Raw genomic sequence first — 24,968 nt, 5'->3', positions numbered from 1 at the left:
ATATGCTAAAGTAAGCTGAGAAAAGTATGATTTTACAGCTCTATACATGCAAATGAAACATAATAGCATACAGCGACTGCAGATGTAAAAAGGACTAGTTTGAATAGAAAAGGAGGTGAGAAACCGCTAAAAACTAATCCTATTATCATATCTAAGACTTAAGAATGTATTAAAAAAAGGAGGGTCATTATCAATTGTTTAATCGAAAAAAAGTAAAATTGATGGCTATTTTCACTGCCATGGCCATGATTCTGACATTACTCCCCCTAGCGGCTATGGCACAAACGCCAGAAGACGCGCGAGGCCATTGGGCACAAAACTGGATTGATAAGATGATTCAAAAGGGCTTTGTCTCAGGCTATCCTGATGGAACTTTCCAGCCAGACAAGCAAATCACAAGAGCAGAGTTTGCTACCATTGTGAATAATTCTTTTAACACCTATGATGCATCAGCAGAAGCTACTTTTACAGACGTAAGTTCATCAGACTGGTTCTATCGCCAAGTTGCTTCAGCTAAAGAAGCAGGCTACATATCTGGTTATCCAGATGGAACATTCAAGCCAAATGCACCTATCAGCCGTCAAGAAGCGGCCGTATTAATGACTAACCTGCTTGGCCTTAACCAAAACGCCTCCCTACCTGCTTACACAGATCAAGGGCAAATTGGAAACTGGGCTGTAAGCAGTATCTCAGCTGTAAACGCATCTGGTCTAATGCAAGGCTATCCCGATGGACAATTCAAGCCTCTCAACCCCATCAGTCGTGCCGAAACAGCAGTCCTAATAGACAAAGCCTTAGGCTATGACAAAGTAGCACCGAGCACTTCCTATGATGTAACAGAAGAGATCAAGTTATCTTTAGCAGGTAAAGTTCTTTACAATTACGAAGCTCAAAGCGATGCTAAAGTTAGACTTTTTGCTACTGAAAGCGTAGAAGTAATTGCAGAAAGTAAAACAGACAGTTTTGGTAGCTTTTCCTTTGAAGTAAAAGCAGGCAACTACGACTTAACTGTTGAAAAAGATGGTAAACTTGGTTACCTGAAAAATGTTAACGTTAATGACGAAGATATCGTTATTGAGCTTCAATCTGCCGTAGAAGTAAAAGGAAAACTTACTGACAGCGCAGGGAAAAGCTTAGATAACACAGATGTTGCTTTTACCACAAACCCCACTTTCTTAACAAAAACAAACAGTCAAGGTGAATACAGCCTTTTCGTTTTACCAGACCGCAAGTACACAATAAGAGCAGTCAATCCCGATAAAGCCTCAGAAGGCTTCCGGATTATTAAAGAAGATGTTGCTGTAGGTCAGCAAAGCACATCCTTAGATGAAATTCGAGCTTCTTTCTCAACTGGCGCTATTAGAAGTGGCGGCGGTGGAGGAGGAGGCGGCGGCAGTTCAACTTCGCCGGCAACATCTACAAATGTAAATTCTACTGATGGATTAAAGAGAGCTTTAGAAAACAGTAATATAAGAACAATTAACTTTACTGGTAACATTAATGGTGATCTTAATGTAGAAGCTAAAGGCACAAATAAAACAATCAATTTTGCAAGCTATACTTTAGAGGGTAACTTAACCATCAGAGGATCTTCATTAACAAGCGTGACACTAAATGGTGATAGTGACCAAAGTATTGATGGTAATTTAACAGTTAATACACCTAAGGCTACAGTAAATAACAATGTAACTGTTAGCGGTGATATTACAATAGATGCCATTAAGCCAAATACTTGGAATGAAAGAGCTAACAATAATAAACTAAAAGTTAATGCACCGACTAGAATAATTATTGCCCCAGGTGTATCAGTCAAAAAAGCTATTATTAATGCTGAAGTGACAGTTACTGGCGCTGATTATATTGAAGAAGCAGAAATTAATGATCCTAAAGTAGTACTAGACTATCCTCCAAAGAAGATTACTTTAGGTAATAACGTAGATAGTGTTAAAATTGGTACTAAAACTTATGATAATGATGAAATCGAAACTTTAAATAATATGGCCATCAAAAACCTAAAGGCTACACCAGGGGATAGAAAAGTAACGTTAGAATGGGAAAGCACAGAAGCAAACGGATACTTAGTTGATGTATATGAAGGTAAAAAAACCGAAAACTGGGGTACTGGTAAACTAAAAACTGTAGATACTTTTGATTTATTTGCCATAGTTAGTGAACTACAAAATGGCAAAACATACACCTTCAAAGTATATGGTAGTAAAACGTGTGACGACAATAGAGTGATTTACGGTTCTTATTCAATAGTCTACGCCACCCCTAACGGTGTGGAACTCAAGGCAAAAAATATTGCCGATGGCCTTGGCTTCTTAACATTAACGGGACAAGCAGTAGCTATCGATTACAGTGGCGGCGAAGATTTAGTTTCTGATGTTCTAGATGTAAATACACTAATCGAAGCAGTAGAGTTTCTAACAGTTGATAAAATACAAATTGACAATCAAGATGTAATTGAACTTAAGTACAATGATGGTAAATTAAAAGACGAATCAATAGACGCTGTTAGAAGCGCCGTAAAAACTGCTATAGGCATAGCACAAACTAAAGCTTTATCTGACCTATCTTATGATGACTTGGAAGAAAAGCTAGGTAATAAAGAAGTAAACCTCAAACTATTTATCGGCAGTCAATCCTTCACCTTCACCCTAAAGTAAAAAAACCAAAGCTAAAGCCCGATCTCTTTTCCCAGATCGGGCTTTAGCATATAACCTTACATAAACAAAAAGCGTGTAAAAATAGCAACTCTACGATGACAGTATTCGACAAATTTTTTAACAATCAAATGTTACTATGTAATTCAAATAAATATATTTAAGCTGGACCTAACAATACTTCTAAGGAAGGAACAGGCGTCAAAATGAACCGCAAAACCATCCTTATTACAACAATAGCCGCCCTTTTTGTCGTTGCCCTGACTGCCACAGCCGTAACCCTCATAAGCTTATCAGACAAAGATCGCCAAGAACTCTTACGAGGCGATCCAGCTCTTTTGATTGTAGAGAAATTTATCGGACAGCGTGAGATAACAGTAGAAGAAATAGCCTTTCTCCTAGGCATCGATTTAGATGCTGACCCCGAACTAGCTAACTTACAAGCAAAGCGTCAAGGACAAGAAGGCACTAATGACCTCAACTTATACAACATCAACCTTAACCCTCTTGACCCAACAGCACTGCTATCAACAGACAATAAGCCAGAGCAACTAGAAGAAGTAGACGAAGCAACAAAAGTAAAAATTGAATACAACAGAAGACTACAAAACCTCCAAGCAGAATACGAAAACCGTTTGAACAACTTGCTAAGAGCAGGCCAAAAAGAATACACAGAAGCAAAAGCCAAAAACTCCTCAGTCCAAATGGCTCGCATCGCCACCAAATACTACAGTGAAGGCAAAGCCCTCCAAAAAGAAGCCGATCAACGCCTTAACAAGCTCCTACGAGAAATGGAACGAGACTTCGCTCGCCATGGAATTTCCACAGAACTAACCCAAGCAGTTCGCACCTATTACAACAGACAAGTACAAATCAAACAACGGGAAATTATCCAACTAGCTCTAGATAATCAATAAAAAACCGCGAAAATATTCACCATGCCGAAAAAGCTAAATAGGGGGAAGTAGTAATTCTTATGGACAACAGACCGAAGAACGGACAATACAGAGAAAAACCATACCAGCAACCAGCAGGACAAGCTATGTACCACACTTCCTCTGCACCGGCTGAAGACGAGATTGACTTACGTCAACTCTTTGGTGTCCTTAATAAATGGAAATGGCTCATAGCCATGCTAACTTTTCTATCTTTCCTAACAGCCGCCGTGATGAGCTACTTTGTCATCACCCCTGTTTATGAAAGCCGTGCCACCTTACTCATCTTACAAGCTACCAACACTAACCAACTAGCTCAGCGACAAGGTTCTATCGAAGACGTAGTTACAGCGGCCGTGCGCCTGCCTGAGCTGACCTTACAATCATACGCCAATCAGATTCGCAACGAAGAAGTAGCTCAATCAGTGATCGAGCAACTAGATTTACATAAAGAATACAGCCCGCGAAGCATCCTCTCTATGATCTCAGCTTCTGTCATTCGTGACACTAACTTGCTAGAACTTCGCGTAACCCACACCGACCCCTTACTAGCCCGCGATATAGCCAACGCTTTTAGCCAAGAATTTGTAGACTACATGGCCCGCAGTAACGTAGAAAAACTAATCCAATCGGGCGAGCTACTAGAGCAACAAAGCAGAAAAGAAGAAGAAAACCTGCAAATCGCTACTCAGCGACTTAACGAATTTCTCGGCCAACCGAACAACCCTTACGTATTAGAACAAGAAAGCAAAAACCTACTAGAAAGCTTACGCTACTACAGAAACGCCAAAATACAATCGCAAGTAGAAATTCAACAACTGCAAGCCCAAGCAACAGAGCTATCGCGCCAGCTTCAATCAATCCCACCTTACCAGACCGTCAACAGCGCAACAACTTACCGCCCCAGCCAGCTAAACCAAGAAGCAGGAGCTGAAGCATTACTGCTTGCAGACTTAGGCACAGAAAGCACCATAACCAACGGCTACAGCACAAATGACAGCTACCAGAGCCTGCAATACTCAGGGCAGAATTTTTCTACCACGACCCCACCAGAACAACAAATTCATAACCCAGCTTACCAGAGCCTGAACAACCGCCTAGCCGAAATGTCAGCCTCCTTAGCAGGCAAAAGAGCAGAGCTAGTTACCATAGACAGCGCTATTTTTGCCTTAGAAGCTCAGTGGAAAGCCGTACAAGAAGAGCTAGCCTTCAAGCAAACAGAATACGAACGACTCAAGCGAGACGTAGATCGAATTAGCAACATCCACAACCTCTTAGCAGACACCCAAGCCCAAACCAGAGTAGCCGCCTTTGTCTCACAGGGAGAAACACAAGTAAAAATCGCCTCCCTCGCTGGCCTCCCAGGTGGCCCCGTAAAACCTAACAAAAGCCTAAACATGGCACTAGGCCTCCTCGTCGGACTCATGATCTCCGTAGCCTTAGCTTTCGTCTTAGAAATGATGGACAACACCATCAAGACGCAAGAAGACGTACGTAGAAGACTAGGACTGCCTGTCCTCGGCACCATACCCAAATACGACAAAAATATGGTGAAAACAGCTATGAGGAGGACACAGCGCTAAAATGTTCAAATTCCTAAAAAGAAAAAAACAAAACTCCCCAGAAACGCGCCACTTAATCACTCAAGAAGATCCCAAATCACCACTAGCAGAAGCCTACCGCACCATCCGCACATCCATGCACTACGCCACAGCCGATGATAATGCCAAAATATTTATGTTCACCAGCGCTGGACCAGGAGAAGGCAAATCAACAACCATAGCCAACGTAGCTGTCACCTTTGCCCAAGCGGGAACAAAAACCTTACTAATCGATTGCGACCTACGAAAGCCAGTGCAACACAAAATTTTTCACATCAGTAACAGTAAAGGCTTAACGAACCTATTAGTAGATAAAAGACCGCTTACAGAAGTACTAACCTTAACGCCAAACGATAACCTACAAGTGCTCCCCAGTGGCCCCATCCCACCCAACCCCTCAGAACTGTTAGGCAGTAGGGCCATGCAAAATCTATTAGCATCATTAAAAGAAAACTACGACTTAATCTTAATCGACGCACCACCAACAATAGCTGTAACAGATGCCCCCGTTTTAGCCGGCGCCGTCGATGGCATCGTTCTCATCCTTTTATCCAAAGCTGTCAAAACAGATCTAGCCCTAGAAGCAAAAGCGCGACTCGAACAAGCCAACGGCAAAATAATCGGCGCCATCCTAAACGGCCTAGAGATGAGTAGTCAGGACTACTCCTATTACTACTATTACGGCGAAAAAGAAAGCTAAAAAAGCTTTTTTGGGTAAAGCGAAGGAGTGGTGCACCCCATGAAAAGCGATCAACTGATCGACATCCACTGTCACATACTCCCCGACCTTGACGATGGAGCGAAAAACATAGACCAAGCCCTTGCCCTGGCTCAGCAAGCTTATCAACAAGGAATCAGCACCATCATAGCCACACCCCATTACATAGAAGGCACAGTAGAGACAAATCCGGAAGAGATCACTCAAGCTTGCCAGCAACTAACAGCAAAGCTCAAAGCCCAACAAATAGAGCTAACCATACAGACAGGACAAGAAGTTTACCTCTCCCCAGATACAGCTTTACATTACCAAGAAGGCAAAATACTAACCTTAGCCCAAAGCTCCTATTTGCTTATAGAACTGCCCATGCACCAGTACCCACTCTGGGTGGAAGAAAGCCTCTACGAACTAACACTCCTCGGACTGCGACCTATCTTAGCTCACCCAGAGCGCTACAGAGAATTTAGAAAAAGCACCAAAGAACTGCACCAACTAGCCGCAAGCGGTCTACTAATGCAAATTAACGCCGGCAGTATTTTAGGTCAATACGGCTCCAAAGTAGAAGCACAAGCAGAAAAACTTCTCGAAGAAGGCTTAATCAGCTTCATCGGCTCCGACGCCCATAGCCCCCAAAATCGTCCCATTCAAATCTCCCAAGCCTTAACAAAGCTCCAAACCTGGGGACTAGAGCCGCAAAAGCTAATTGCTAATAACCATGCTATAATCAAAGGTGAAGAACCACCCTATCTCATCAAAAAAGAAAAAAGCTGGTGGAAAAAGATCTGGGCTTTTTCATAATAACCACACTACAACATACCAGCGCTACAATATATAAGACTGCAACATTTTATTTGTGTAGAAAAAAGTCGAAAGCATTGTCAAATGAACTAGAATATGCTAAAAAAGGTACGAACCAATTAATAAGCAATACTAATACACTGTTTATTATTCACTAATAGAGCAAAAAAGTGGACTTCATACCATAAGATAATCACTATAAAATAGATAAAAACTAACCCCTAAACAGTATAGCTATGCTATCATAGTTACATAAACGTTAGACAGAAGGAGGGAACTATTAAGCATGCAAAAACCAATTCGTCGACTTACCGTCATGATTGTTGATGCATTCATAGTCAGTTTAGCCCTCCTTTTTGCATACTTCTTGCGATTTGAAATGGTCATACCGGCTAAAGAATGGACTAACATCAGCTTTTTCCTACCTTGGGGCATCCTTATCCTACTTACTTCCTTTGTTACCTTCCGCGTCTACGCCACCATCTGGCGTTACACCAGCGTCCCCGACCTCTGGACAATAGGTAAAGCCGTCACCGTAGCCTTTACAGGCCTAGCGGCCGTCGATTACTTCACCCCCAACAGCACAATCCCACGCAGTGTCATGATCATGGCTTGGTTCTTCACCACAGCAGGCATCGGAGCAAGCCGCCTAGGCTGGCGCATCTACTGCGAAATGATTACAGGCCAGAAAATCCACAGAAACGGCACCATCCAGCGCACCCTCATCGTCGGCGCAGGCGATGGCGGCGTCATGGTAGCCCGCGAACTTTTTCAAGCACCCTCTAGCCTCAAACCAATCGGCTTTATCGATGACGACCCCATCAAAAAAGGCAAATCCATCTTAGGTCTCAAAGTCCTCGGCACGACGAAGGAAATAGAAAGCATCGTAGAATCAGAAGGCATCAAAGAAATCATCATCGCTATGCCTTCCGTGCCTGGTGCAGTAGTACGCGAAATAGTAGAGCAATGCAAAAAAACAGGTGCCAGACTGCAAATTCTCCCCGCTCTCCACGAACTAATGAGCGGCAAAGTGAGCGTCAACCACCTGCGTAACGTAGAAGTAGAAGACCTCCTGCGCCGCGAACCTGTAAAAACAGATATTAACCAGATCGCCGGCTACCTAAAAGGCAAAAAAGTCCTCATCACCGGCGCCGGCGGCTCAATCGGCAGTGAACTATGTAGACAAGCCCTCCGCGTCAACCCCAAAGAAATTATCCTTATCGGACAAGGTGAAAATAGCATACACAATATTGAACAGGAACTGCGCTCCTTGCTAAGCTCTGATACAAATGGCCAAGTCTATGGTAAGAACAGTCATGCTTACGACCAATATAGTCAAACCAACAATAAAGAAAGCTGTATAATTCATAGCTATATTGTAGACATCAAAAACCAACAAACAGTCAACAAAATCTTTGCAGAGCACCAGCCAGAAGTCGTCTTCCACGCCGCCGCTCACAAACACGTCCCCCTCATGGAAAAGCAACCAGAAGAAGCGGTAAAAAACAACGCCTGGGGCACCAAGATCTTAGCCCAGTTAGCTGTAGAACATAAAGTTGAACGCTTCGTCATGATCTCAACGGACAAAGCAGTCAACCCAACTAACGCCATGGGCGCCTCCAAGCGCTTTGCAGAAATTATCGTTCAGCATTATGCAAAGCATAATAAATCTTACCATGGCAAGAGCCAGACAGGGTTAACTCCAAGCCAAGAAAAGGGCAATACCATAATAACTGAATCTCAAGCCCAAGCCCAATTCCAATCTCAAGCCCAATCTCTATCTGAATCGCAGACTCGCTTCGCCGTAGTGCGCTTCGGCAACGTCCTCGGCAGTCGTGGTTCCGTCATCCCCATCTTCAAAAAGCAAATCGCTCAAGGTGGCCCTGTTACAGTCACCCACCCTGAAATGATCCGCTACTTCATGACCATCCCCGAAGCCGTCACCTTAGTTCTCCAAGCGGGCGCTCTTTCTGAAGGCGGCGAAATCTTCGTCCTCGACATGGGCACACCCGTAAAAATAACCGATCTAGCAACAGACCTGATCCGCCTCTCCGGCCTCACACCAGGCAAAGACATCAAAATCGAATACAGCGGCATCCGCCCTGGTGAGAAACTCTACGAAGAACTAAGCCACAGCGGCGAAAACTTAGAAAAAACAGAGCACAACCGCATCATGCGCATCGCTCAATGCGCTAAAGCTTATGAAGGTTCTTATGAACCTATAGAAAAGCTACTAGAGATGAGAGAAGAAAGCATGTACCATTTGAGCCGTCAAGAAGCTATCCAATGGCTAGAAGGCGTAAACCCCACCTACCACCATCAAAGCACCACCGCAACAATAAGTAAGGCAGAACTAAAAAAGCCTGACAAAGTCATAGCTTTACAACCTGATGAGGGAGAGTGGAGTTCAAAAAAGAGCGGTAAAAAAGGAGCATTTGCCGTATAGCTGAATAAAAAAATTACCTTATGAGCTACCGCTTTTGGCAGCTCATAAGGTAATATACTTTCCCAAAAAGAACAGCAAGCCACAACAAGCCTACAGAAACAGTTACAAAGCTTGGAGGCGACTCAACAATGCCTACAACAAGCAGTAGGAATCCCATAAAATGTAGCAAAGGGTTCAGCTTAATTGAAATTATCATAGTAATCGCCGTCATATCTATATTACTCACAGTAGTAACTACGAAGCTAACTGGAGCTACTGAAAAAATGAATGCAAAAGTTTGTAATGACAATAGCCTGCAAGTGCAGGAATTGTATGAGGCTTACATGATCTTGGAAGATGCAGAACATAGTAGTATGTTTTTTGATGCATTCTTGCAGGAGTATGATGGGGAAGTGGTATGTCCTAGTGGTGGGCAGTTTATGTATATTAATGAAATGGTGCAATGTAATGTGCATCCTAGGAATGATTTTGATGAAGAGGATGGTGAAAGTGAAGGGGTTCCAGTTTTGTGATAGGGAGTCTGTGATTGAATGATGGTGAGGAAGTGAGTATTCATCTTAGATAAGTTTTGCTTGAAGGATTTTAGTGGTTTAGTAGTTGGCTGGGATTGAGATGAAGGTTCCAATTAAGTATTGAGCTACTAAAGTGAATTTTTTAGCTACAAAAAGCTAAAGGTTAAAAAAATACCAACATTACATAGTAAAACGAAATAATCCATCAAAAAGATTACATAAAGGAGCCAAGCGTAATGCACACAAAAGGCATCATCCTAGCCGGAGGAAGCGGTACACGACTTTACCCCATTACGCTGACAACATCCAAACAGCTTTTACCGGTCTACGATAAGCCCATGATTTACTATCCACTATCAGTCCTCATGCTAGCGGGAATCAGAGAAATCTTAATCATCTCTACACCCCAAGACCTTCCTAAATTTCAAGAACTACTCGGTACCGGTGAACAAATAGGAGTCAGCTTTTCTTATGCAGAACAGCCCCAGCCCAACGGTTTAGCAGAGGCCTTTATCATTGGAGAATCCTTTATCGGCAACAACTCTGTAGCACTCGTCTTAGGAGATAACATTTTTTACGGCCAAGGCTTTTCAACGATGCTAAAAAAAGCGGTCCAACGAGAAAAAGGTGCAACCGTATTCGGTTATCAAGTAAAAGACCCAGAACGTTTTGGCGTTGTAGAATTTGACAAGAGCTATCGAGCTGTATCTATAGAAGAGAAACCCAAGAGCCCGAAGAGCAATTATGCAGTTACGGGTCTTTACTTTTATGATAACGATGTAATCGAAATCGCCAAAACAGTAAAACCATCAGCTCGAGGAGAACTAGAAATAACCGATGTAAATCGTGTTTATTTAGAAAAAGAGCTTCTTCATGTAGGGCGACTCGGTCGAGGCTTTGCTTGGCTAGATACAGGAACCTACGACAGCCTATTAGAAGCGGCTCAATTTGTTCAAACCATAGAAAACAGACAAGGCTATAAAATAGCTTGCATTGAAGAAATTGCTTGGCGCAACAAATGGATTACAACAGAACAACTTCTAGAACTGGCACAACCATTGAAGAAAAATGGATACGGCCAATACCTACAAGAGGTGGCACGAGAGCAATGAATAAAGCAAAAAAAACAATACTAGTCACAGGTGGCGCTGGTTTCATCGGCTCAAACTTCCTATCCTACTTTCTGGATAAATATAACAATTATTATATCATCAACGTAGATAAGCTCACCTATGCCGGAACTTTAGATAATATAACAGAGGAACTGAATCATAAGAACCATAGATTTGTAAAAGGCGATATCTGCAATCGTGAACTAATAGAACACCTCTTTGCAGAGCACAATATTCAAGCAATTATTCACTTTGCAGCAGAAAGCCATGTTGACAACTCAATTGAAGGACCAGAAGTATTTATTCGAACCAATATCAACGGAACCTTCACCCTACTTGATGTAGCAAAAACACATTGGATGCAAGGACCGCACAGCTACAGAAAAGGCTACGAAAACTGCCGATTCCTTCATGTTTCAACTGATGAAGTCTACGGCTCTTTAGGCGACACAGGACTGTTCACAGAAAAAACACCTTACGCGCCCAACAGTCCCTACTCGGCCAGCAAAGCCGCCAGCGACATGCTTGTCAGAAGCTATTACCACACCTATGGTCTAAACACAGTTATCACCAACTGCTCGAACAACTATGGCCTGAAGCAACACGATGAAAAATTAATACCAACCATCATCCGTAATGCCATACAAGGAAAAGCAATCCCTATCTACGGCGATGGCAAAAATGTACGAGACTGGCTCTATGTGAAAGATCATTGCCTGGGCATAGACTTAGCTTTCCATCAAGGAAAAGCCGGTGAGACCTATAACATCGGCGGTCGCAATGAAAGAGAGAACATCTACATAGCAAAAAAAATCTGCACAATCTTAGACAAACACAGACCTAGAGCAGATGGACAAAGCTATCAAAACCAAATCACCTATGTAACAGACCGACCAGGACACGATCGACGTTACGCCATTGATGCAACGAAAATAGAAAGAGAACTAAATTGGCTTGCTTCCGAAAACTTCGAAAGTGGCATAGAAAAAACAGTACAATGGTACTTGGAGAAATACCAATGATTAACGTAACTAAAACGTATCTACCAGATATCAATAAATACAAGTCCTACGTAGATAAGATATACGAATCAAATCAACTAACCAATCGAGGGCCTTTAGTTAGAGAATTAGAAGAACGATTACAAGAATACTTAGGCGTAAAGAATCTGATTCTAGTAGCCAATGGAACAATCGCTTTACAAGTTGCTTATAAAGCATTAGACATCAAAGGAAAGGTCATAACAACGCCTTTTAGCTTTGTTGCAACAACCAGTTCACTAGTATGGGAAGGCTTAGAACCTCTCTTTGCAGATATAGATCCGAAAACGTTGAATATAGATCCAATTAAAATAGAAGAAACAATAGAAGAAGATGTATCAGCAATACTACCAGTTCATGTCTTCGGTAACCCTTGCGTTGTTGAAGCTATTGAAAAAATAGCTCAAAAAAAAGACCTGAAACTAATCTACGATGGTGCTCATGCATTCGCCGTAAAATATAAAGATCAAAGTGTATTCAACTGGGGCGATATAACAACAGTAAGCTTTCATGCCACAAAGCTCTTTCATACGATTGAAGGTGGAGCAATTATTACAGCAGACGATACGATCGCTGAAAGAGTTAGAAGGTTGATAAACTTTGGCATAGAGAGACCGGAACAAATAAGTCATATCGGTATTAACGGCAAAATGAACGAATTTGAAGCTGCTATGGGCCTTTGTGTACTTGATGATATAGATTACGTACTAGAAGAACGGGAGAAAGCATGGAACTATTACTATGATAACCTACAAGGTCTAGTAGATTTGCAAAAAAGAAGTGAATTCTCTTCAAATAATTATAGCTATTTTCCTATACTGCTCGAAAGTGAAGAGAAGCTACTAGAGGTTCAAAGAAGATTAAATGAAGAAAATATTTTTCCAAGGCGATATTTTTATCCGTCATTAGATACGCTTTCTTATACATCATATAGTTCAAATATGTTCAACTCAAGAGATATTGTATCTCGGATATTATGTTTGCCCATATATTGTGGTATAAATCTAGAAAGTCAAAACACCATTGCAAACAGTATTATTAATGTTTTGCATAAATAACACTTTCCTATCAGGAAGTTGAAAGCAGATTCTTTTGTTATGAAGTTAAAGTTCTTATAAATCAATAGGTAGAAAAAGTGGAGAAAGGATTAACTAATGAAGGTAGCCATAATGCAGCCGTACTTCTTTCCTTATATTGGTTATTGGCAATTACTCAATGCTGTAGACAAGTATGTAATATACGATGATGTGAATTATATAAAGGGTGGCTGGATAAATAGAAACAAAATATTACTAAATAGAAAGGCTGAGCTAATAAATTTACAAACGTATAAAGCTAGTCCAAATAAGCGTATAAATGAAATTGAAACATTAGGCAATGATGTTTACAATAATAAATTACTTAAAAAAATCGAAAGCGCTTATATTAAATCACCTTTTTTCGAAGATGTATTTCCGATAATTATAAAAATAATAAATCAAAACGAGCGAAATTTATCAAAATATTTGACCTTTTCAATCCGAGAAGTGTGTAAATACTTAAATATAGATACCCAAATTATGTTGTCTTCTGATATTTCTAAAAATAATGCACTACGTAGTCAAAAAAGAGTAATAGAAATCTGCAAATTGCTTAAGGCTGAGCAGTATATTAATCCAATAGGTGGTATAGAACTTTATTCAAAACAGGACTTTGCTTTACAGGGAATTCAATTAAATTTCTTGAAAAGTAACGACATTGTATACCAACAATTTAAAAACGAGTTCGTGCAAAACTTGTCTATAATAGATGTTATGATGTTCAATTCAAAAGAAGATATAGCTAGACTGCTGTTAAAGTATGATCTTTCTTAAGGCGTAAAGCATTACTTAGAAGAATAAAGATATTCACTATGTGAGATAAAAGAAATAATGTTTGAAAGGGATATAGGCGATTACTTTAAGCTCGAGCTATCAAAAAGAAAAGAGATTCATTAGCAAGCCTATAAATTTCAAGCTGCAAGATCAGCTTTTTTATGTTTATCACAAGAACTTAAACCAGAACATGTATTTATGCCATCATACATTTGCAATTGCATGACTTAACAACTAAACCAAGTAGGTATAAATCACAGTTTGTATAACATAGGTGAAAATTTTCTATAAGTGGATATTCCATATTCTTTGAATGAGTACGAGCAATCTGAAAATAATGTGTGTATAAGTATCCGCCATCAGGTATAGTTTCTCATACGTTAAATATGAATGCTCAAGAAATAAAAAGAAAAGATTTCAGAAGATGTATCAATCATACTTCCTGTCCATATTTTGACAATGCTTGCGACGTGGAGGATATATATGACATTGCTTGAAAAAAACCTAAGTGTTTATTTATGATAAGGTTCATGCTTTGGCTGTAAACTATAAAGAGCAAAGCGTTTTGAACTGGGGTGATGTGTCTAATATACATTTTTCTTTGGAGGTGTAAGTATGATAGGAATTGAAAACGTTGGAATATACGTACCTAATTATTATATATCTAACTATGATAAAAAAGATAAATTCGAAATCGATGATAACTTTATTAAAGATAAAATAGGTGTTGAACAAGTAACAAGAAAATCTATAAATGAAGACACTTCCGATATGTGTGTTGAAGCTTTTAGACATCTTACGACAAAAGTTGATATTAATATTGAAGATGTAGAGTGTTTAATTGTGTGTACACAAAATCCTGACAATAATGGCATACCACACACATCTTCAATAGTACATAGTAAACTTAAGGGAAAAGAATCATGCGCATGTTTTGATATCTCTCTAGGCTGTTCTGGATATGTCTATTCTCTTTCCATAATAAAATCATTTATGGAAGCGAACGGCATGAATAAGGGCTTACTGTTTACAGCTGACCCTTATTCTAAAATTATAGATGAAGATGATAAAAATACATCTTTACTATTTGGTGACGCTGCTACAGTGACTCTACTAACAAATTCGAAAAACAGTTGGTTTCCCAGAAAGTTTCTTTTCGCAACAAATGGAAAAGGTAGCGGTGCTCTTCATAACAATAATGGTGTTTTGGAAATGGATGGTAGAGCAGTTTTTAACTTCTCAGCAACAGTTGTCCCTTTACAAGTTAATAATTTGTTAAAGGAAATTGACATGAAATTAGATGATATAGATTTAATTTTATTTCATCAAGGTAGCAAATATATAATTGATACCCTAATTAGAAGACTCAAGCTAGATAAGGAGAAAGTTCCAATTGAACTTAATAAGCATGGAAACACAGTTTCATCTTCCATACCTTTAATTTTAGAGCAGTCAATAACAAAGCCAATTAATAGAATTCTTATGAGTGGATTTGGTTTAGGGTTATCCTGGGGTAGCTGTGTGATTGAAAAGAGAAAAAAGGAGTAATAAAAATGTCAAAAATTCATGAAGAAGTGATTGACGTAATAACTGAAGTTGTAGGTAATTTAGAAATTAAAGAAGAAAATTTAGATACTGAGCTCAAAAAATTAGGAATTGATTCGCTAGAGACATTTAATGTATTGTTTGAACTTGAAGAAAAATTCGGAATAACCTTTCCGGAAGAAGATGTTGAAAAATTAAATACAATTAACTCGCTTGCTAAGTATATTAATGAAAAATTGAATAATTAGATGAATAATAAAGGAGAAAAACAAACAATGAATAAAGGAATTTATGAATTGGAAGGCTTGGAGTTTATGGGTAACAATTTTAAGGACAAGTTAAAGTTTTGTGGAGAGGGAGTTCGGTTATACCCTTTGTGTAAAATGATTCGTGCGCAAAATGCAGAGCTAGATAATCATTGTCAGATTTTTGATTATGTGTTTATCGATGCTGGAAAGAGCCTTAAAATTGGCAAATATTCAACATTAACTTGGAATGTTCTAATTGAAGGTGGCGCAAAGACTAGAATAGGTGATCGTGTTTTTTTAGGACCTGGAACTAAATTACTTACCTCAACATATAAAATTCATGGGTATTACACAGTAGAACATTTACCAGAAGGTTGCCAAGAAACTGACTATGGTGATATTGAAATTGAAGATGATGCATATATCGGTGCTAATTGCACAATTATGCCAGGTGTGAAGATAGGTGAAGGTGCAGTTGTTGGAGTTAATAGCTTAGTCAAGAGAGATTTAGAACCTTGGACAGTTTATATAGGTAGTCCGTGTAGGGCAATTGGTAAGAGAGAAAAACCAACAGAAGAGCGTCAGATTGCTCTTCAACAAATAGATTGGAGCAAACATCTATAATTTTCCTGGAGGAAATATTAGTAATTTAAACTTCATTGCAAAAAAGATTACTAAGGAAGTCTCAATGAAAATGCGCCTCCAAGACGATTATGAATATTTTGGAAATTTATCATTAGCCAAAATAGAACCGAGTTAAATAACCAATATGGTGACTTGAGAAAAAATGGTAGCACGGAGTATTATCATTCTATTGTCGTGACCCAGCAAGTTGGCGGTGGGGATAACATCATTTATGATTAAGAAATGCGTAAGCCTAGAAAATCAGAGCACGAATCCCTTGTGTGCGTTGAGAGATAGAAAATATTACTTTTCGCAATCTTAAAGCCTTTAATCACGTAGAACGCTACTTTGTTCACCATCCTGTGGCTATCGAGGCGCTGATTAACTTCAAGTGATGGCCTTTAACCTAAAGTGAATTACTTTTTTATCACTTATCGAATATTTGAAGTTGTGGGATAGCTCATTAAGAGATGTCATTGACTAAATACGTGAAGCAGCTCGGTGGGAAAAAATCCGTTTATGTCGTTGGCTATAGAAGTGAGGCCTTGGTGAACTATGAATCTATTCGGATTTAAAAATGGCACTTCAAGATTTTTAACTTAATGTGCTTAAAAGAAGATTTCATTGAAACATGGAAAAAATTATAAATAATTCTGATTGAAAGGTATTTACTATGAAAGAAAACAAAATAAAAGAACAATTGATTAGTAAAGCAAATGAAATACCCCCTAAACATGTTTTTCAATTAGTAGATGTATATTCAGCAATGGACGAGGTTGACAATAAGCAAGCTGGAAAAATACTATATGAGCTTGTCGATAATAACCAATTAGAGAATACTATTTACATAGGAAAAGACTCTTCGAATCATAAATGGTATGTGAAGAGATTTAAAAATTCATAAGTACGACAACCAGTTATAGTAAATAAAAAAAAGTCACTTTTCTAACGAAAAACAAGCACATATGTTTCAAAGACTTCCAATCAGAGGTGAGTCCAACGTCAGACCTAAAATCACAAACCATAAACGGCCTAATCTGGAGTGCCATAGAAAAATTTGGAGCACAAATAATTCACCTAGGTATCTATATCGTACTAGCACGTCAATTGCTCCCAGAGCACTTCGGCTTAATCGCCATGCTTGCTGTATTTATTGCTGTTGGACAAACTTTTGTAGATAGTGGTTTTGGTTCTGCTTTAATACAGAAACAAGACACAACAAGAATCCATTATTCATCGACTTTCTATTTTAACATTGCCTTAGGGCTTCTTGGGGCAGCCGTATTATGGCTCTCGGCACCTTATATTGCATCCTTTTATAATCAACCGGAATTAGTTTTACTAACTCAATTCATGGCGCTGAATTTAATTATTGGCTCTTTCGGAATAATTCAGACAAACATAATCACAAAAAAGCTTGATTTTAAGACTTTAACGAAAGTAAGTTTACTAGCTAGCGTTACATCAGGCATCATAGGAATTACACTTGCTTTCATGGGTTTTGGCGTCTGGAGCTTGGCTATTCAAGCAGTTAGCAATACCTTATTTAGAACAGCACTACTTTGGCTTTTGAATAGCTGGCGACCCTCATTTGAGTTTAGTTTTCAGGCCTTAGGTGAATTATTTGGTTATGGTTCACGCCTACTTGCCTCAAGCTTACTAGATACAGTTTTTCAAAACATTTATCAAATCACCATTGGTAAAGTATATTCAGCAACAGATCTTGGTTATTACACCCAGGCGCGCAGACTTGAGGAAATTCCCACTCAAACACTTTCTAGCGTTGTAGGAAGAGTAGCCTTTCCAGCCTTTTCTAAAATCCAAAACGACCAGCAACGTTTAAAAAAGGGCATAAAAAAAGGACTCACCACATTAGTGTTATTCAACTTTCCGCTGATGATAGGTTTAGCTGTTACTGCAGAACCATTAGTTTTAGTGTTACTTACAGAAAAATGGGCCCCTGCCATCCCTTATCTGCAAGTCTTATGTATAGTAGGTTTAACGTACCCTTTACATACAATAAACTTAAATCTATTAAAAGCCAAAGGGCGCTCAGATTTATTTCTACGGCTAGAGATCATAAAAAAAGTACTTGTCGTAGTCACTATTTTTATAACCTATCGTTGGGGAATCATGGCTATGATATACGGCCAAGTGGTCACATCCATGGTAGGCTATTTTATAAACAGCTACTACACAGGCCAATTAATAGATTACAATGCACGAGAGCAGATCAAAGATGTATTTCCCTACTTAGCAGCATCTCTTTTCATGGGAACGATTGTATACGCTCTAGGAACCTTAGAGTTCCCCAATATGCTTACCTTGCTCATCGCTCAAGTCATCACTGGCATGATTGTTTATCCAACATTGTGCTTCCTACTACGCCTATCAGCTTTTGTAGAAGGTTTAGATATTTTACAGAGTAAAAAGGGGCAATTCATGAAGTGATGATTTATCTGTAATCTCTCCTTGAGGTGTTAAATTGAGATAGTTAAAGATTTGAACTAAAAAAGCTTCTTGTCATAATACTACAATATTTTGAATTAGCCACAAGTGAGGAAGGAGGCCGTGTTTTTAAATGGCTGTTGTTGAGACCCAAAAAAATGGTACTGAAGAAAGTAATAAACAAAAGCCACTTGTAAGTATTTGTTGTATTACTTACAACCATGAAAAATATATTGCAGATGCCATAGAAGGCTTCTTGATGCAAAAGACCAACTTTCCGATTGAAATCATAATTCATGATGATGCGTCTGCTGATAAAACAGCAGAGATAATTCGAACTTATGAAGAAAAACACCCGGATTTGATTAAGCCGATTTATCAGAAAGAAAATCAATATTCAAAGGGTATAAAAATAAGTCCAACTTTTGTTTACCCAAAAGCACAAGGAAAGTATATAGCTCTTTGTGAAGGGGATGATTATTGGACGGATCCTCTGAAGCTGCAGAAGCAGGTTGATTATATGGAAGCGAATCCGGAGTGTTCGATGTGTTTTCATGCGGCGGAGATTGTTTATGAGGATGGATCAAGGCCTGATAAAATACATAGCCCAAGAAATAAAAATACTAAACTAAGAACAGAAGAAGTAATACTAGGCGGAGGAGGCCTTTGCCCCACAGCTTCGATCTTGTTTAGAAAACATCTTATGGACAATCCACCGCAATTTTATTTAGAAGCGCCTGTTGGGGATTATCCACTCGCGTTAATTTGCGCTACAAACGGAGCTGTTTATTACGTTAATGAAGTAATGTCGGTATATCGAAAAGGAATTGCAGAAGCGTGGTCTAAAAGAGTTGCCGCTAATCTTGATAAGAGAAAAAAACATCTTTTTGGCATTATAAAAATGTACGACCAGTTTAATAAATACACTAATTATCATTATGAGAGAGAATTAATTAGGCAAAAAAGCAAAAGTATTAAGAACTTTTTTTGCTTATTTAAAAATAAACATGGCTTTAAGAATGAGCAATTTAATGAGCTCAGTTCATATTTATCAATAAAAGATAAGCTTGTAGTAAATTTAGTAGTGAACATGCCTAGAACATACAGTTTAATAAAAAAATTAAAATCATATAATAGTATTAAAAGAGGCTAGATATTTGATGGAGAATGTAAAGTCCTATCTTTATTATGGATACCTACCAAATAGCATGAAAAGCCATGAACTTAAAAATTTCTTGTTTCTTAATGAAAATAACATTAAAGATAAAAAATACATAGCAGATATAACAGATAATAATAACGAAAAGGCCTTAATCCAACAAGGAATCAATGCCCTAAAAGCACCATACCAAAACCTTCCCACCAACAGTACCCACGTACTCCCCTTAAGCGGCGGCCTTGACTCACGTGCAATATTAGGATGTTTACTTGAAGCAGGTCTAAAAGATCAAATCGTTACTGTAAGCTTCGGCACACCTGGTGCATTAGATTATGAAATAGGTCATTACGTAGCAAAAGAAATGGGAGTTCCTCACGAGAAAGTGGATCTTACACAAATAAAAATCAATCAAGGTGATTTAATCAACGTTATAAAGCATGGCGGATCTTGGACCTATCTACTCGATGCTTTTTATAATAGATTACTTGTAAATCAATTTGGAAAAGATGCTACCTATTGGAGTGGATACATGGGCGAGGCATTGACAGGAGCTCATCTGCCTAAAGAAAAGAGTAAAACCTGGGATGAAGCTAAGCAATACTTTTGCAAGAGAAATCGCTGGACGAGATCACTTAACGTGTTACCAGAAGGAATTACTCCGGAAAGCTTTTTACCAGAGAAGCCATTAATGAATCAAGATATTATAAGCTACGATGAACAACTAGACTTTGCAGTCCGACAGCACGCCTGCATTAAAAAAATCGTTCTTCCGTCAGGATATAATTATCAAACGCCTTTTTTGCATCCTGAATGGGTCAGCTTCATCTTAAATGTACCGCGAAAATATCGAGAAAACCAATGGTTATACAAAGAAATTCTAAAAACCGCTTTTCCTAAATTATTCTCTTTGCCTACAAAGACCAATATAGGTCTGCCTCTTGATGCTCCACAGTGGCAGAGACTTATCAGGCGTGTAGACCTTCGAGCACGTGCTGCCGCTAGACGTTTCTTACCGGGAAGTTCCCTGGATCGTAATCCAATGCTTAATTACATTGACTTTGATGGAGGATTGCGAAGTCGTCTTGACTTAAAAGAAATCGTTTATGATAACATTCAAGACTTGAAAAAAAGAGGTACTGTAGATTGGATCGATATGGATTCAATTTGGGAGCGTCATCAGCAGAGAAAAGGAAATTATGCTGATGCACTATTGGTGCTAACTTCTTTAGAGATTAACTTGAAGGTTGAAGATGAACAACGCGAAGAAGACCGAAGTTGCTAGAATCATTATAAAAGAGCTTGCACAGGTATGGAAAGAAGCTTAAAGAAAAGTGGTTATCATTGCTTTAGCTGTCTCTCGATCTTTTGTTTTACCATTAACAATTGAACACTACGAATTGAATGAACTAACTTACATGTCAATAAGTGGCCATCTTAATTGTTTCATGCTCAGTTTTTTTCTAAACATTATCCTAGCTTGGTTTATTCATTTTGCGCCTACCGATGAAAAATGGCCAAAAGTGAAAAGTTTTTTTCAAGATTTTTATAAGCACTCAAATTCAAAGAACCACTTTATGATTTTTATAGTTAGCCCTGACTATGTTTTTGTAGATTACTATAAGTATCAAGTATGTAGCCATGTTTAAGGCGAGCTAATACGCAATTATAACTATATGAACGTTGCATTAGCGTGCCTGGCGGCTTCTATAAGTTATCAGCATTAATAGTCATCTTAGTTTATGATTACAAGCGGAGAAAAATTAAAGGCATTCATTACACAAGGGAGGAACCCTCCATGCAACTCACATTACTGGACTTTAAAAACAAAAAAAATAAAATTGCAATAGTTGGCCTAGGTTACGTAGGTCTACCCCTAGCCGTCCATTTATCTCACCATTTCAAGGTCATCGGTCTTGATATCAGTGCCCAAAGAGTGAATGAGTTGCAAATCAATCATGATCGTACTGATGAGGTCACAACAGTCGAATTAGCCAATACACAAATAGACTACACCACAGAGGCTGAAAAGCTCAAAGAAGCCAAACTAATCATTGCAACAGTACCTACGCCTATCAACGAACACAACATGCCCGACTTAACACCAGTACAGAAAGCCAGTGAAATGATTGGTCGTAACCTAACACCCGGCTCCATCGTTGTCTACGAATCAACAGTCTATCCCGGTGTAACGGAAGAAATCTGCGTGCCTATCTTAGAAAAGCATTCTGGCCTAAAGTGGGGACAAGACTTCAAAGTAGGCTATTCACCAGAGAGAATTAACCCAGGTGATCGTGAGCATGCACTTCCGAAGATCGTCAAAGTTGTTGCGGGGGAAGATCAGGAAACCTCAGAACTCTTAGCTTCCATCTACGGTACTGTAATTACAGCAGGTATTCATGTCGCTCCAAGCATTAAAACAGCCGAAGCTGCCAAAGTCATTGAGAACATTCAACGCGATCTCAACATCGCTTTAATGAACGAGCTGGCCTTAATCTTTAATGAAATGAACATCGACACCCGCGCCGTCTTAGAAGCCGCCGGTACCAAATGGAACTTCTTACGCTTTGAACCAGGCCTCGTCGGTGGTCATTGTATTGGCGTCGATCCTTACTACTTAACTTTCAAAGCTGAATCGATTGGTTACCATCCCCAAGTCATTTTATCAGGACGTCGCATCAACGATCAGATGGGCAAGTACATAGCAGAACAGACCGTCAAGCGATTAATCAATGCTGAAAAACAAGTCAAAGGTGCTCGCGTCTTAATTCTTGGATTGACATTTAAAGAAAACGTAAGAGATATTCGCAACACCAAAGTCATCGATATTTATGAAGAACTTCAAGAGTATGGTATCAACGCTTTTGTCTTCGATCCTTTGGTCGATCATGAAGAAGCGAAGGAAGAATACAACATCGAACTGTTAACAGACATAGAAAAAGAAAAGTCCTATGACGCTGTGATCATCGCTGTCAAGCATAAAGAGTTTCAAGAAAAAGGCTTAGCCTGGCTGAGAAAAGCATCAAACGGCTCACCCGTCTTAATCGATGTAAAAGGCTTATACAACAAAGAAACAGCCGAAGAAGCTGGCTTTTCTTACTGGAGGTTATAGAAGTTGAAGACTATTCTAGTAACAGGCGTAGCTGGTTTTATCGGCAGTAAAGTCACAGAAATGCTGATCGACCAAGGCTATCACGTCGTCGGAATCGACAATCTCAATGACTACTACGATGTACGAATCAAAAACTGGCGCTTAGCTCAATTAGAAACAAAAAAAGACAGCTTTACCTTTTACCCAATCGATATCGAAAACCTAGAAGATCTCGATCGAGTCTTTCAAAACCACAAAATTGACGCCGTCATGAACCTAGCTGCTCGCGCCGGTGTTCGCTACAGCATGGAAAACCCCCATATTTATATGACCACCAATGCCAACGGCCATCTTAATATCCTAGAATTTTGCCGTAAATATGAAATACAAAAAGTCATCTTGGCCTCCACCTCTTCTTTATACGCCGGACAAAAAATGCCTTTTACAGAAGAACTACCTGTAAATACACCTATCTCACCTTACGCAGCTTCTAAAAAAGCAGCCGAAGCCATGTCCTACAGCTATCATTACCTATACGGCTTAGATATCTCCATCGTTCGTTACTTTACTGTCTACGGTCCCGCGGGTAGACCTGATATGAGCGTCTTTCGATTTATCAAGTGGACCTTAGAAGGAAAGTCACTAGAAATCTTCGGTGATGGCAGTCAAAGCAGAGACTTTACCTATGTTGACGACATTGCTCGTGGCACTATCAAAGCACTGAATCCCTTAGGTTTTGAAGTGATCAATTTGGGTAACAACAACCCTGACAAGCTCTCGAAGATGATCGAATACATCGAAAACTACAGTGCTCAAAAATCGCAATATGAACACAAACCCTTTCACAAAGCAGACATCACAGCTACCTGGGCAGATATCAGCAAAGCTAAAGCACTGCTAGATTGGGAGCCTCAAGTATCTCTAGAAGAAGGCATTGAGCGAACTGTGAAATGGACGAAAGAGAATTGGGATTGGTTGAAGAAAGTTAAACTGTGATAATTTAGAGAAAAATAGAATTGTTATAATGAAATTAATCTGTATAAGGTGTAAATATGAAAAAAATTGTTTATCTATCTGCTTCTACAATACCCTCAAAGGCAGCCAACTCAGTTCACGTAATGAAAATGTGTCAAGCTTTTGCTAAGCATGGTTATGAAGTAACATTATTGGCTTGGAATGGTGGAGGTACTGTAGAAGATGCATTTGAAAAATATGGTGTAGAACCTTGTTTTGAGTTAGTTCGATTTGAACGACTAAATATCCCTGGGGCTATATTGCATTTATCGCTGAAAATGTATAAATGGGTTAAAGAAAATAAGAAAGTTGATATAATATATGGTCGCAATTTATACGCACTCATGGCAACGGCTAAACTCAACAAAAAGTTTGTTTTAGAAGTACACTCTCCACTAAACTCACATATACAAAGTTTAATACAGAGATACTTGTTTAGTACAGATAATTTTTCTTTCCTAGTAACTATATCTAATGCCCTTAAGAAGGAGTATTTAAAAGAATATACACAGTTAAAACCCCAAAAAGTAATCGTTGCTCATGATGGAGCAGATTTCAATGAAACAGTTGTTCAAAGTAATTTAGATAATTTCAAAATTAATATTGGCTACATCGGTCATATGTATCCTGGTCGCGGTTTAGAAGTTATATTAGAACTTTCAAAAAGATTCGACGATTGTATTTTTCATTTAGTGGGAGGAATGGACAAAGACATTGATTATTGGAAAAAAATATTTAAAGGTCAGAAAAATGTCATTTTCTACGGCTTTATTGAACATTCGAAAACGGAAATATTACGTAACTCGTTTGATATTTTATTAGCACCTTATCAAAAAAAAGTGGCTGTTCATGGCGGAAAAGTAGATACTAGCAAGTGGATGTCTCCGTTAAAAATATTTGAATATATGTCATCCGGGAAACCAATAATCTGCTCTAACCTACCCGTATTACAGGAAGTATTGATACATGAAAAGAATGCCCTGCTTTGTGATCCGGAAAATACAGACGAATGGGTAGAAGCATTACATAAATTAATTTGCAATGAAGATTTGAGAAGTGCTCTAGGTACAGAAGCTCAAAAGATCTTAATAGAAAAATATACTTGGTTTAAGAGAGCTGAAGATATTCTAAATAAAATTTATTTAAAATAGTTTTTCAAAT

Annotated in this window: 21 protein-coding genes; all 21 read left to right on the top strand. The window is 38.9% G+C overall.

Annotation, left to right across the window (positions count from 1 at the left end):
* Positions 1-194: 194 nt before the first annotated feature.
* The 21 genes from F9B85_RS03940 (at position 195) to F9B85_RS03840 (ending at position 24,958) form a co-directional block, all read left to right on the top strand.
* A complete protein-coding gene (locus F9B85_RS03940) occupies positions 195-2,669 on the top strand; it encodes an S-layer homology domain-containing protein (protein WP_151618749.1) in 2,475 nt (824 codons plus the stop codon).
* 203 nt (positions 2,670-2,872) lie between these two features.
* The gene (locus F9B85_RS03935; protein WP_151618747.1) at positions 2,873-3,583 is read left to right on the top strand and encodes a hypothetical protein; all 711 of its coding nucleotides are present in this window, start codon (positions 2,873-2,875) and stop codon (positions 3,581-3,583) included.
* A 59-nt stretch (positions 3,584-3,642) separates the two neighbouring features.
* Complete coding sequence (locus tag F9B85_RS03930; protein ID WP_151618745.1) at positions 3,643-5,184, top strand: GumC family protein; 1,542 nt, start codon at positions 3,643-3,645, stop codon at positions 5,182-5,184.
* Between the two features lies 1 nt (position 5,185).
* Complete coding sequence (locus F9B85_RS03925) at positions 5,186-5,902, top strand: CpsD/CapB family tyrosine-protein kinase (RefSeq protein WP_151618743.1); 717 nt, start codon at positions 5,186-5,188, stop codon at positions 5,900-5,902.
* Between the two features lie 39 nt (positions 5,903-5,941).
* Positions 5,942-6,718 carry a tyrosine-protein phosphatase gene (locus F9B85_RS03920; RefSeq protein ID WP_151618742.1) on the top strand — a complete coding sequence of 259 codons (777 nt, stop codon included), beginning with the start codon at positions 5,942-5,944 and terminating at the stop codon, positions 6,716-6,718.
* A 286-nt stretch (positions 6,719-7,004) separates the two neighbouring features.
* Complete coding sequence (locus F9B85_RS03915) at positions 7,005-9,164, top strand: polysaccharide biosynthesis protein (protein WP_279237710.1); 2,160 nt, start codon at positions 7,005-7,007, stop codon at positions 9,162-9,164.
* A 128-nt stretch (positions 9,165-9,292) separates the two neighbouring features.
* Positions 9,293-9,676, top strand: coding sequence for a prepilin-type N-terminal cleavage/methylation domain-containing protein (locus tag F9B85_RS03910; protein ID WP_151618740.1), 384 nt, complete (start codon positions 9,293-9,295; stop codon positions 9,674-9,676).
* Positions 9,677-9,912: 236 nt separating this feature from the next.
* On the top strand, positions 9,913-10,788 hold the full coding sequence (rfbA, locus tag F9B85_RS03905) for a glucose-1-phosphate thymidylyltransferase RfbA (RefSeq protein ID WP_151618738.1): 876 nt from the start codon (positions 9,913-9,915) through the stop codon (positions 10,786-10,788).
* Complete coding sequence (gene rfbB / locus F9B85_RS14725) at positions 10,785-11,810, top strand: dTDP-glucose 4,6-dehydratase (RefSeq protein WP_151618736.1); 1,026 nt, start codon at positions 10,785-10,787, stop codon at positions 11,808-11,810. Before rfbA ends, rfbB begins: the two co-directional genes overlap by 4 nt.
* The gene (locus tag F9B85_RS14720; protein ID WP_151618734.1) at positions 11,807-12,886 is read left to right on the top strand and encodes a DegT/DnrJ/EryC1/StrS family aminotransferase; all 1,080 of its coding nucleotides are present in this window, start codon (positions 11,807-11,809) and stop codon (positions 12,884-12,886) included. Before rfbB ends, F9B85_RS14720 begins: the two co-directional genes overlap by 4 nt.
* A 96-nt stretch (positions 12,887-12,982) precedes the next feature.
* On the top strand, positions 12,983-13,681 hold the full coding sequence (locus F9B85_RS03890) for a WbqC family protein (protein WP_151618733.1): 699 nt from the start codon (positions 12,983-12,985) through the stop codon (positions 13,679-13,681).
* Positions 13,682-14,296: 615 nt separating this feature from the next.
* Positions 14,297-15,229, top strand: coding sequence for a ketoacyl-ACP synthase III (locus F9B85_RS03885; RefSeq protein WP_151618731.1), 933 nt, complete (start codon positions 14,297-14,299; stop codon positions 15,227-15,229).
* 5 nt (positions 15,230-15,234) lie between these two features.
* Entirely contained in the window at positions 15,235-15,474 is a 240-nt protein-coding gene (locus tag F9B85_RS03880) for an acyl carrier protein (RefSeq protein WP_151618729.1), read from the top strand.
* A 27-nt stretch (positions 15,475-15,501) separates the two neighbouring features.
* On the top strand, positions 15,502-16,098 hold the full coding sequence (locus F9B85_RS03875; RefSeq protein ID WP_170270155.1) for an acyltransferase: 597 nt from the start codon (positions 15,502-15,504) through the stop codon (positions 16,096-16,098).
* Positions 16,099-16,771: 673 nt separating this feature from the next.
* Positions 16,772-17,002: a DUF1413 domain-containing protein gene (locus F9B85_RS03870; protein ID WP_151618726.1), complete on the top strand. Its 231-nt coding sequence runs from the start codon at positions 16,772-16,774 to the stop codon at positions 17,000-17,002.
* A gap of 86 nt (positions 17,003-17,088) precedes the next feature.
* Positions 17,089-18,549: an MOP flippase family protein gene (locus F9B85_RS03865; RefSeq protein ID WP_170270153.1), complete on the top strand. Its 1,461-nt coding sequence runs from the start codon at positions 17,089-17,091 to the stop codon at positions 18,547-18,549.
* Positions 18,550-18,679: 130 nt separating this feature from the next.
* Positions 18,680-19,699, top strand: coding sequence for a glycosyltransferase family 2 protein (locus F9B85_RS03860; protein ID WP_151618722.1), 1,020 nt, complete (start codon positions 18,680-18,682; stop codon positions 19,697-19,699).
* A gap of 7 nt (positions 19,700-19,706) precedes the next feature.
* Positions 19,707-20,987, top strand: a complete 1,281-nt coding sequence (locus F9B85_RS03855; protein ID WP_151618720.1) for an asparagine synthase-related protein — start codon at positions 19,707-19,709, stop codon at positions 20,985-20,987.
* Between the two features lie 513 nt (positions 20,988-21,500).
* A complete protein-coding gene (locus tag F9B85_RS03850) occupies positions 21,501-22,814 on the top strand; it encodes a nucleotide sugar dehydrogenase (protein ID WP_151618718.1) in 1,314 nt (437 codons plus the stop codon).
* A 3-nt stretch (positions 22,815-22,817) separates the two neighbouring features.
* Positions 22,818-23,789, top strand: coding sequence for an SDR family NAD(P)-dependent oxidoreductase (locus F9B85_RS03845; RefSeq protein WP_151618716.1), 972 nt, complete (start codon positions 22,818-22,820; stop codon positions 23,787-23,789).
* A 56-nt stretch (positions 23,790-23,845) separates the two neighbouring features.
* Positions 23,846-24,958: a glycosyltransferase family 4 protein gene (locus F9B85_RS03840; protein WP_151618714.1), complete on the top strand. Its 1,113-nt coding sequence runs from the start codon at positions 23,846-23,848 to the stop codon at positions 24,956-24,958.
* Positions 24,959-24,968 lie beyond the last annotated feature (10 nt).

Origin of the sequence: Heliorestis acidaminivorans (genome assembly GCF_008933955.1) — a bacterium.
Classification (GTDB): domain Bacteria; phylum Bacillota; class Desulfitobacteriia; order Heliobacteriales; family Heliobacteriaceae; genus Heliorestis; species Heliorestis acidaminivorans.
This window is presented reverse-complemented; position numbering and strand designations above follow the sequence as displayed.

Excerpts from the sequence above, each read along its gene's own strand:
- F9B85_RS03910 (WP_151618740.1), top strand. The coding sequence starts at position 9,293 with ATGCCTACAACAAGCAGTAGGAATCCCATAAAATGTAGCAAAGGGTTC.
- F9B85_RS03850 (WP_151618718.1), top strand. The coding sequence starts at position 21,501 with ATGCAACTCACATTACTGGACTTTAAAAACAAAAAAAATAAAATTGCA.
- F9B85_RS03890 (WP_151618733.1), top strand. The coding sequence starts at position 12,983 with ATGAAGGTAGCCATAATGCAGCCGTACTTCTTTCCTTATATTGGTTAT.
- rfbB (WP_151618736.1), top strand. The coding sequence starts at position 10,785 with ATGAATAAAGCAAAAAAAACAATACTAGTCACAGGTGGCGCTGGTTTC.
- F9B85_RS03935 (WP_151618747.1), top strand. The coding sequence starts at position 2,873 with ATGAACCGCAAAACCATCCTTATTACAACAATAGCCGCCCTTTTTGTC.
- F9B85_RS03870 (WP_151618726.1), top strand. The coding sequence starts at position 16,772 with ATGAAAGAAAACAAAATAAAAGAACAATTGATTAGTAAAGCAAATGAA.
- F9B85_RS03915 (WP_279237710.1), top strand. The coding sequence starts at position 7,005 with ATGCAAAAACCAATTCGTCGACTTACCGTCATGATTGTTGATGCATTC.
- F9B85_RS03885 (WP_151618731.1), top strand. The coding sequence starts at position 14,297 with ATGATAGGAATTGAAAACGTTGGAATATACGTACCTAATTATTATATA.
- F9B85_RS03930 (WP_151618745.1), top strand. The coding sequence starts at position 3,643 with ATGGACAACAGACCGAAGAACGGACAATACAGAGAAAAACCATACCAG.
- F9B85_RS03840 (WP_151618714.1), top strand. The coding sequence starts at position 23,846 with ATGAAAAAAATTGTTTATCTATCTGCTTCTACAATACCCTCAAAGGCA.
- F9B85_RS03880 (WP_151618729.1), top strand. The coding sequence starts at position 15,235 with ATGTCAAAAATTCATGAAGAAGTGATTGACGTAATAACTGAAGTTGTA.
- F9B85_RS14720 (WP_151618734.1), top strand. The coding sequence starts at position 11,807 with ATGATTAACGTAACTAAAACGTATCTACCAGATATCAATAAATACAAG.
- rfbA (WP_151618738.1), top strand. The coding sequence starts at position 9,913 with ATGCACACAAAAGGCATCATCCTAGCCGGAGGAAGCGGTACACGACTT.
- F9B85_RS03855 (WP_151618720.1), top strand. The coding sequence starts at position 19,707 with ATGGAGAATGTAAAGTCCTATCTTTATTATGGATACCTACCAAATAGC.
- F9B85_RS03920 (WP_151618742.1), top strand. The coding sequence starts at position 5,942 with ATGAAAAGCGATCAACTGATCGACATCCACTGTCACATACTCCCCGAC.
- F9B85_RS03925 (WP_151618743.1), top strand. The coding sequence starts at position 5,186 with ATGTTCAAATTCCTAAAAAGAAAAAAACAAAACTCCCCAGAAACGCGC.
- F9B85_RS03875 (WP_170270155.1), top strand. The coding sequence starts at position 15,502 with ATGAATAAAGGAATTTATGAATTGGAAGGCTTGGAGTTTATGGGTAAC.
- F9B85_RS03860 (WP_151618722.1), top strand. The coding sequence starts at position 18,680 with ATGGCTGTTGTTGAGACCCAAAAAAATGGTACTGAAGAAAGTAATAAA.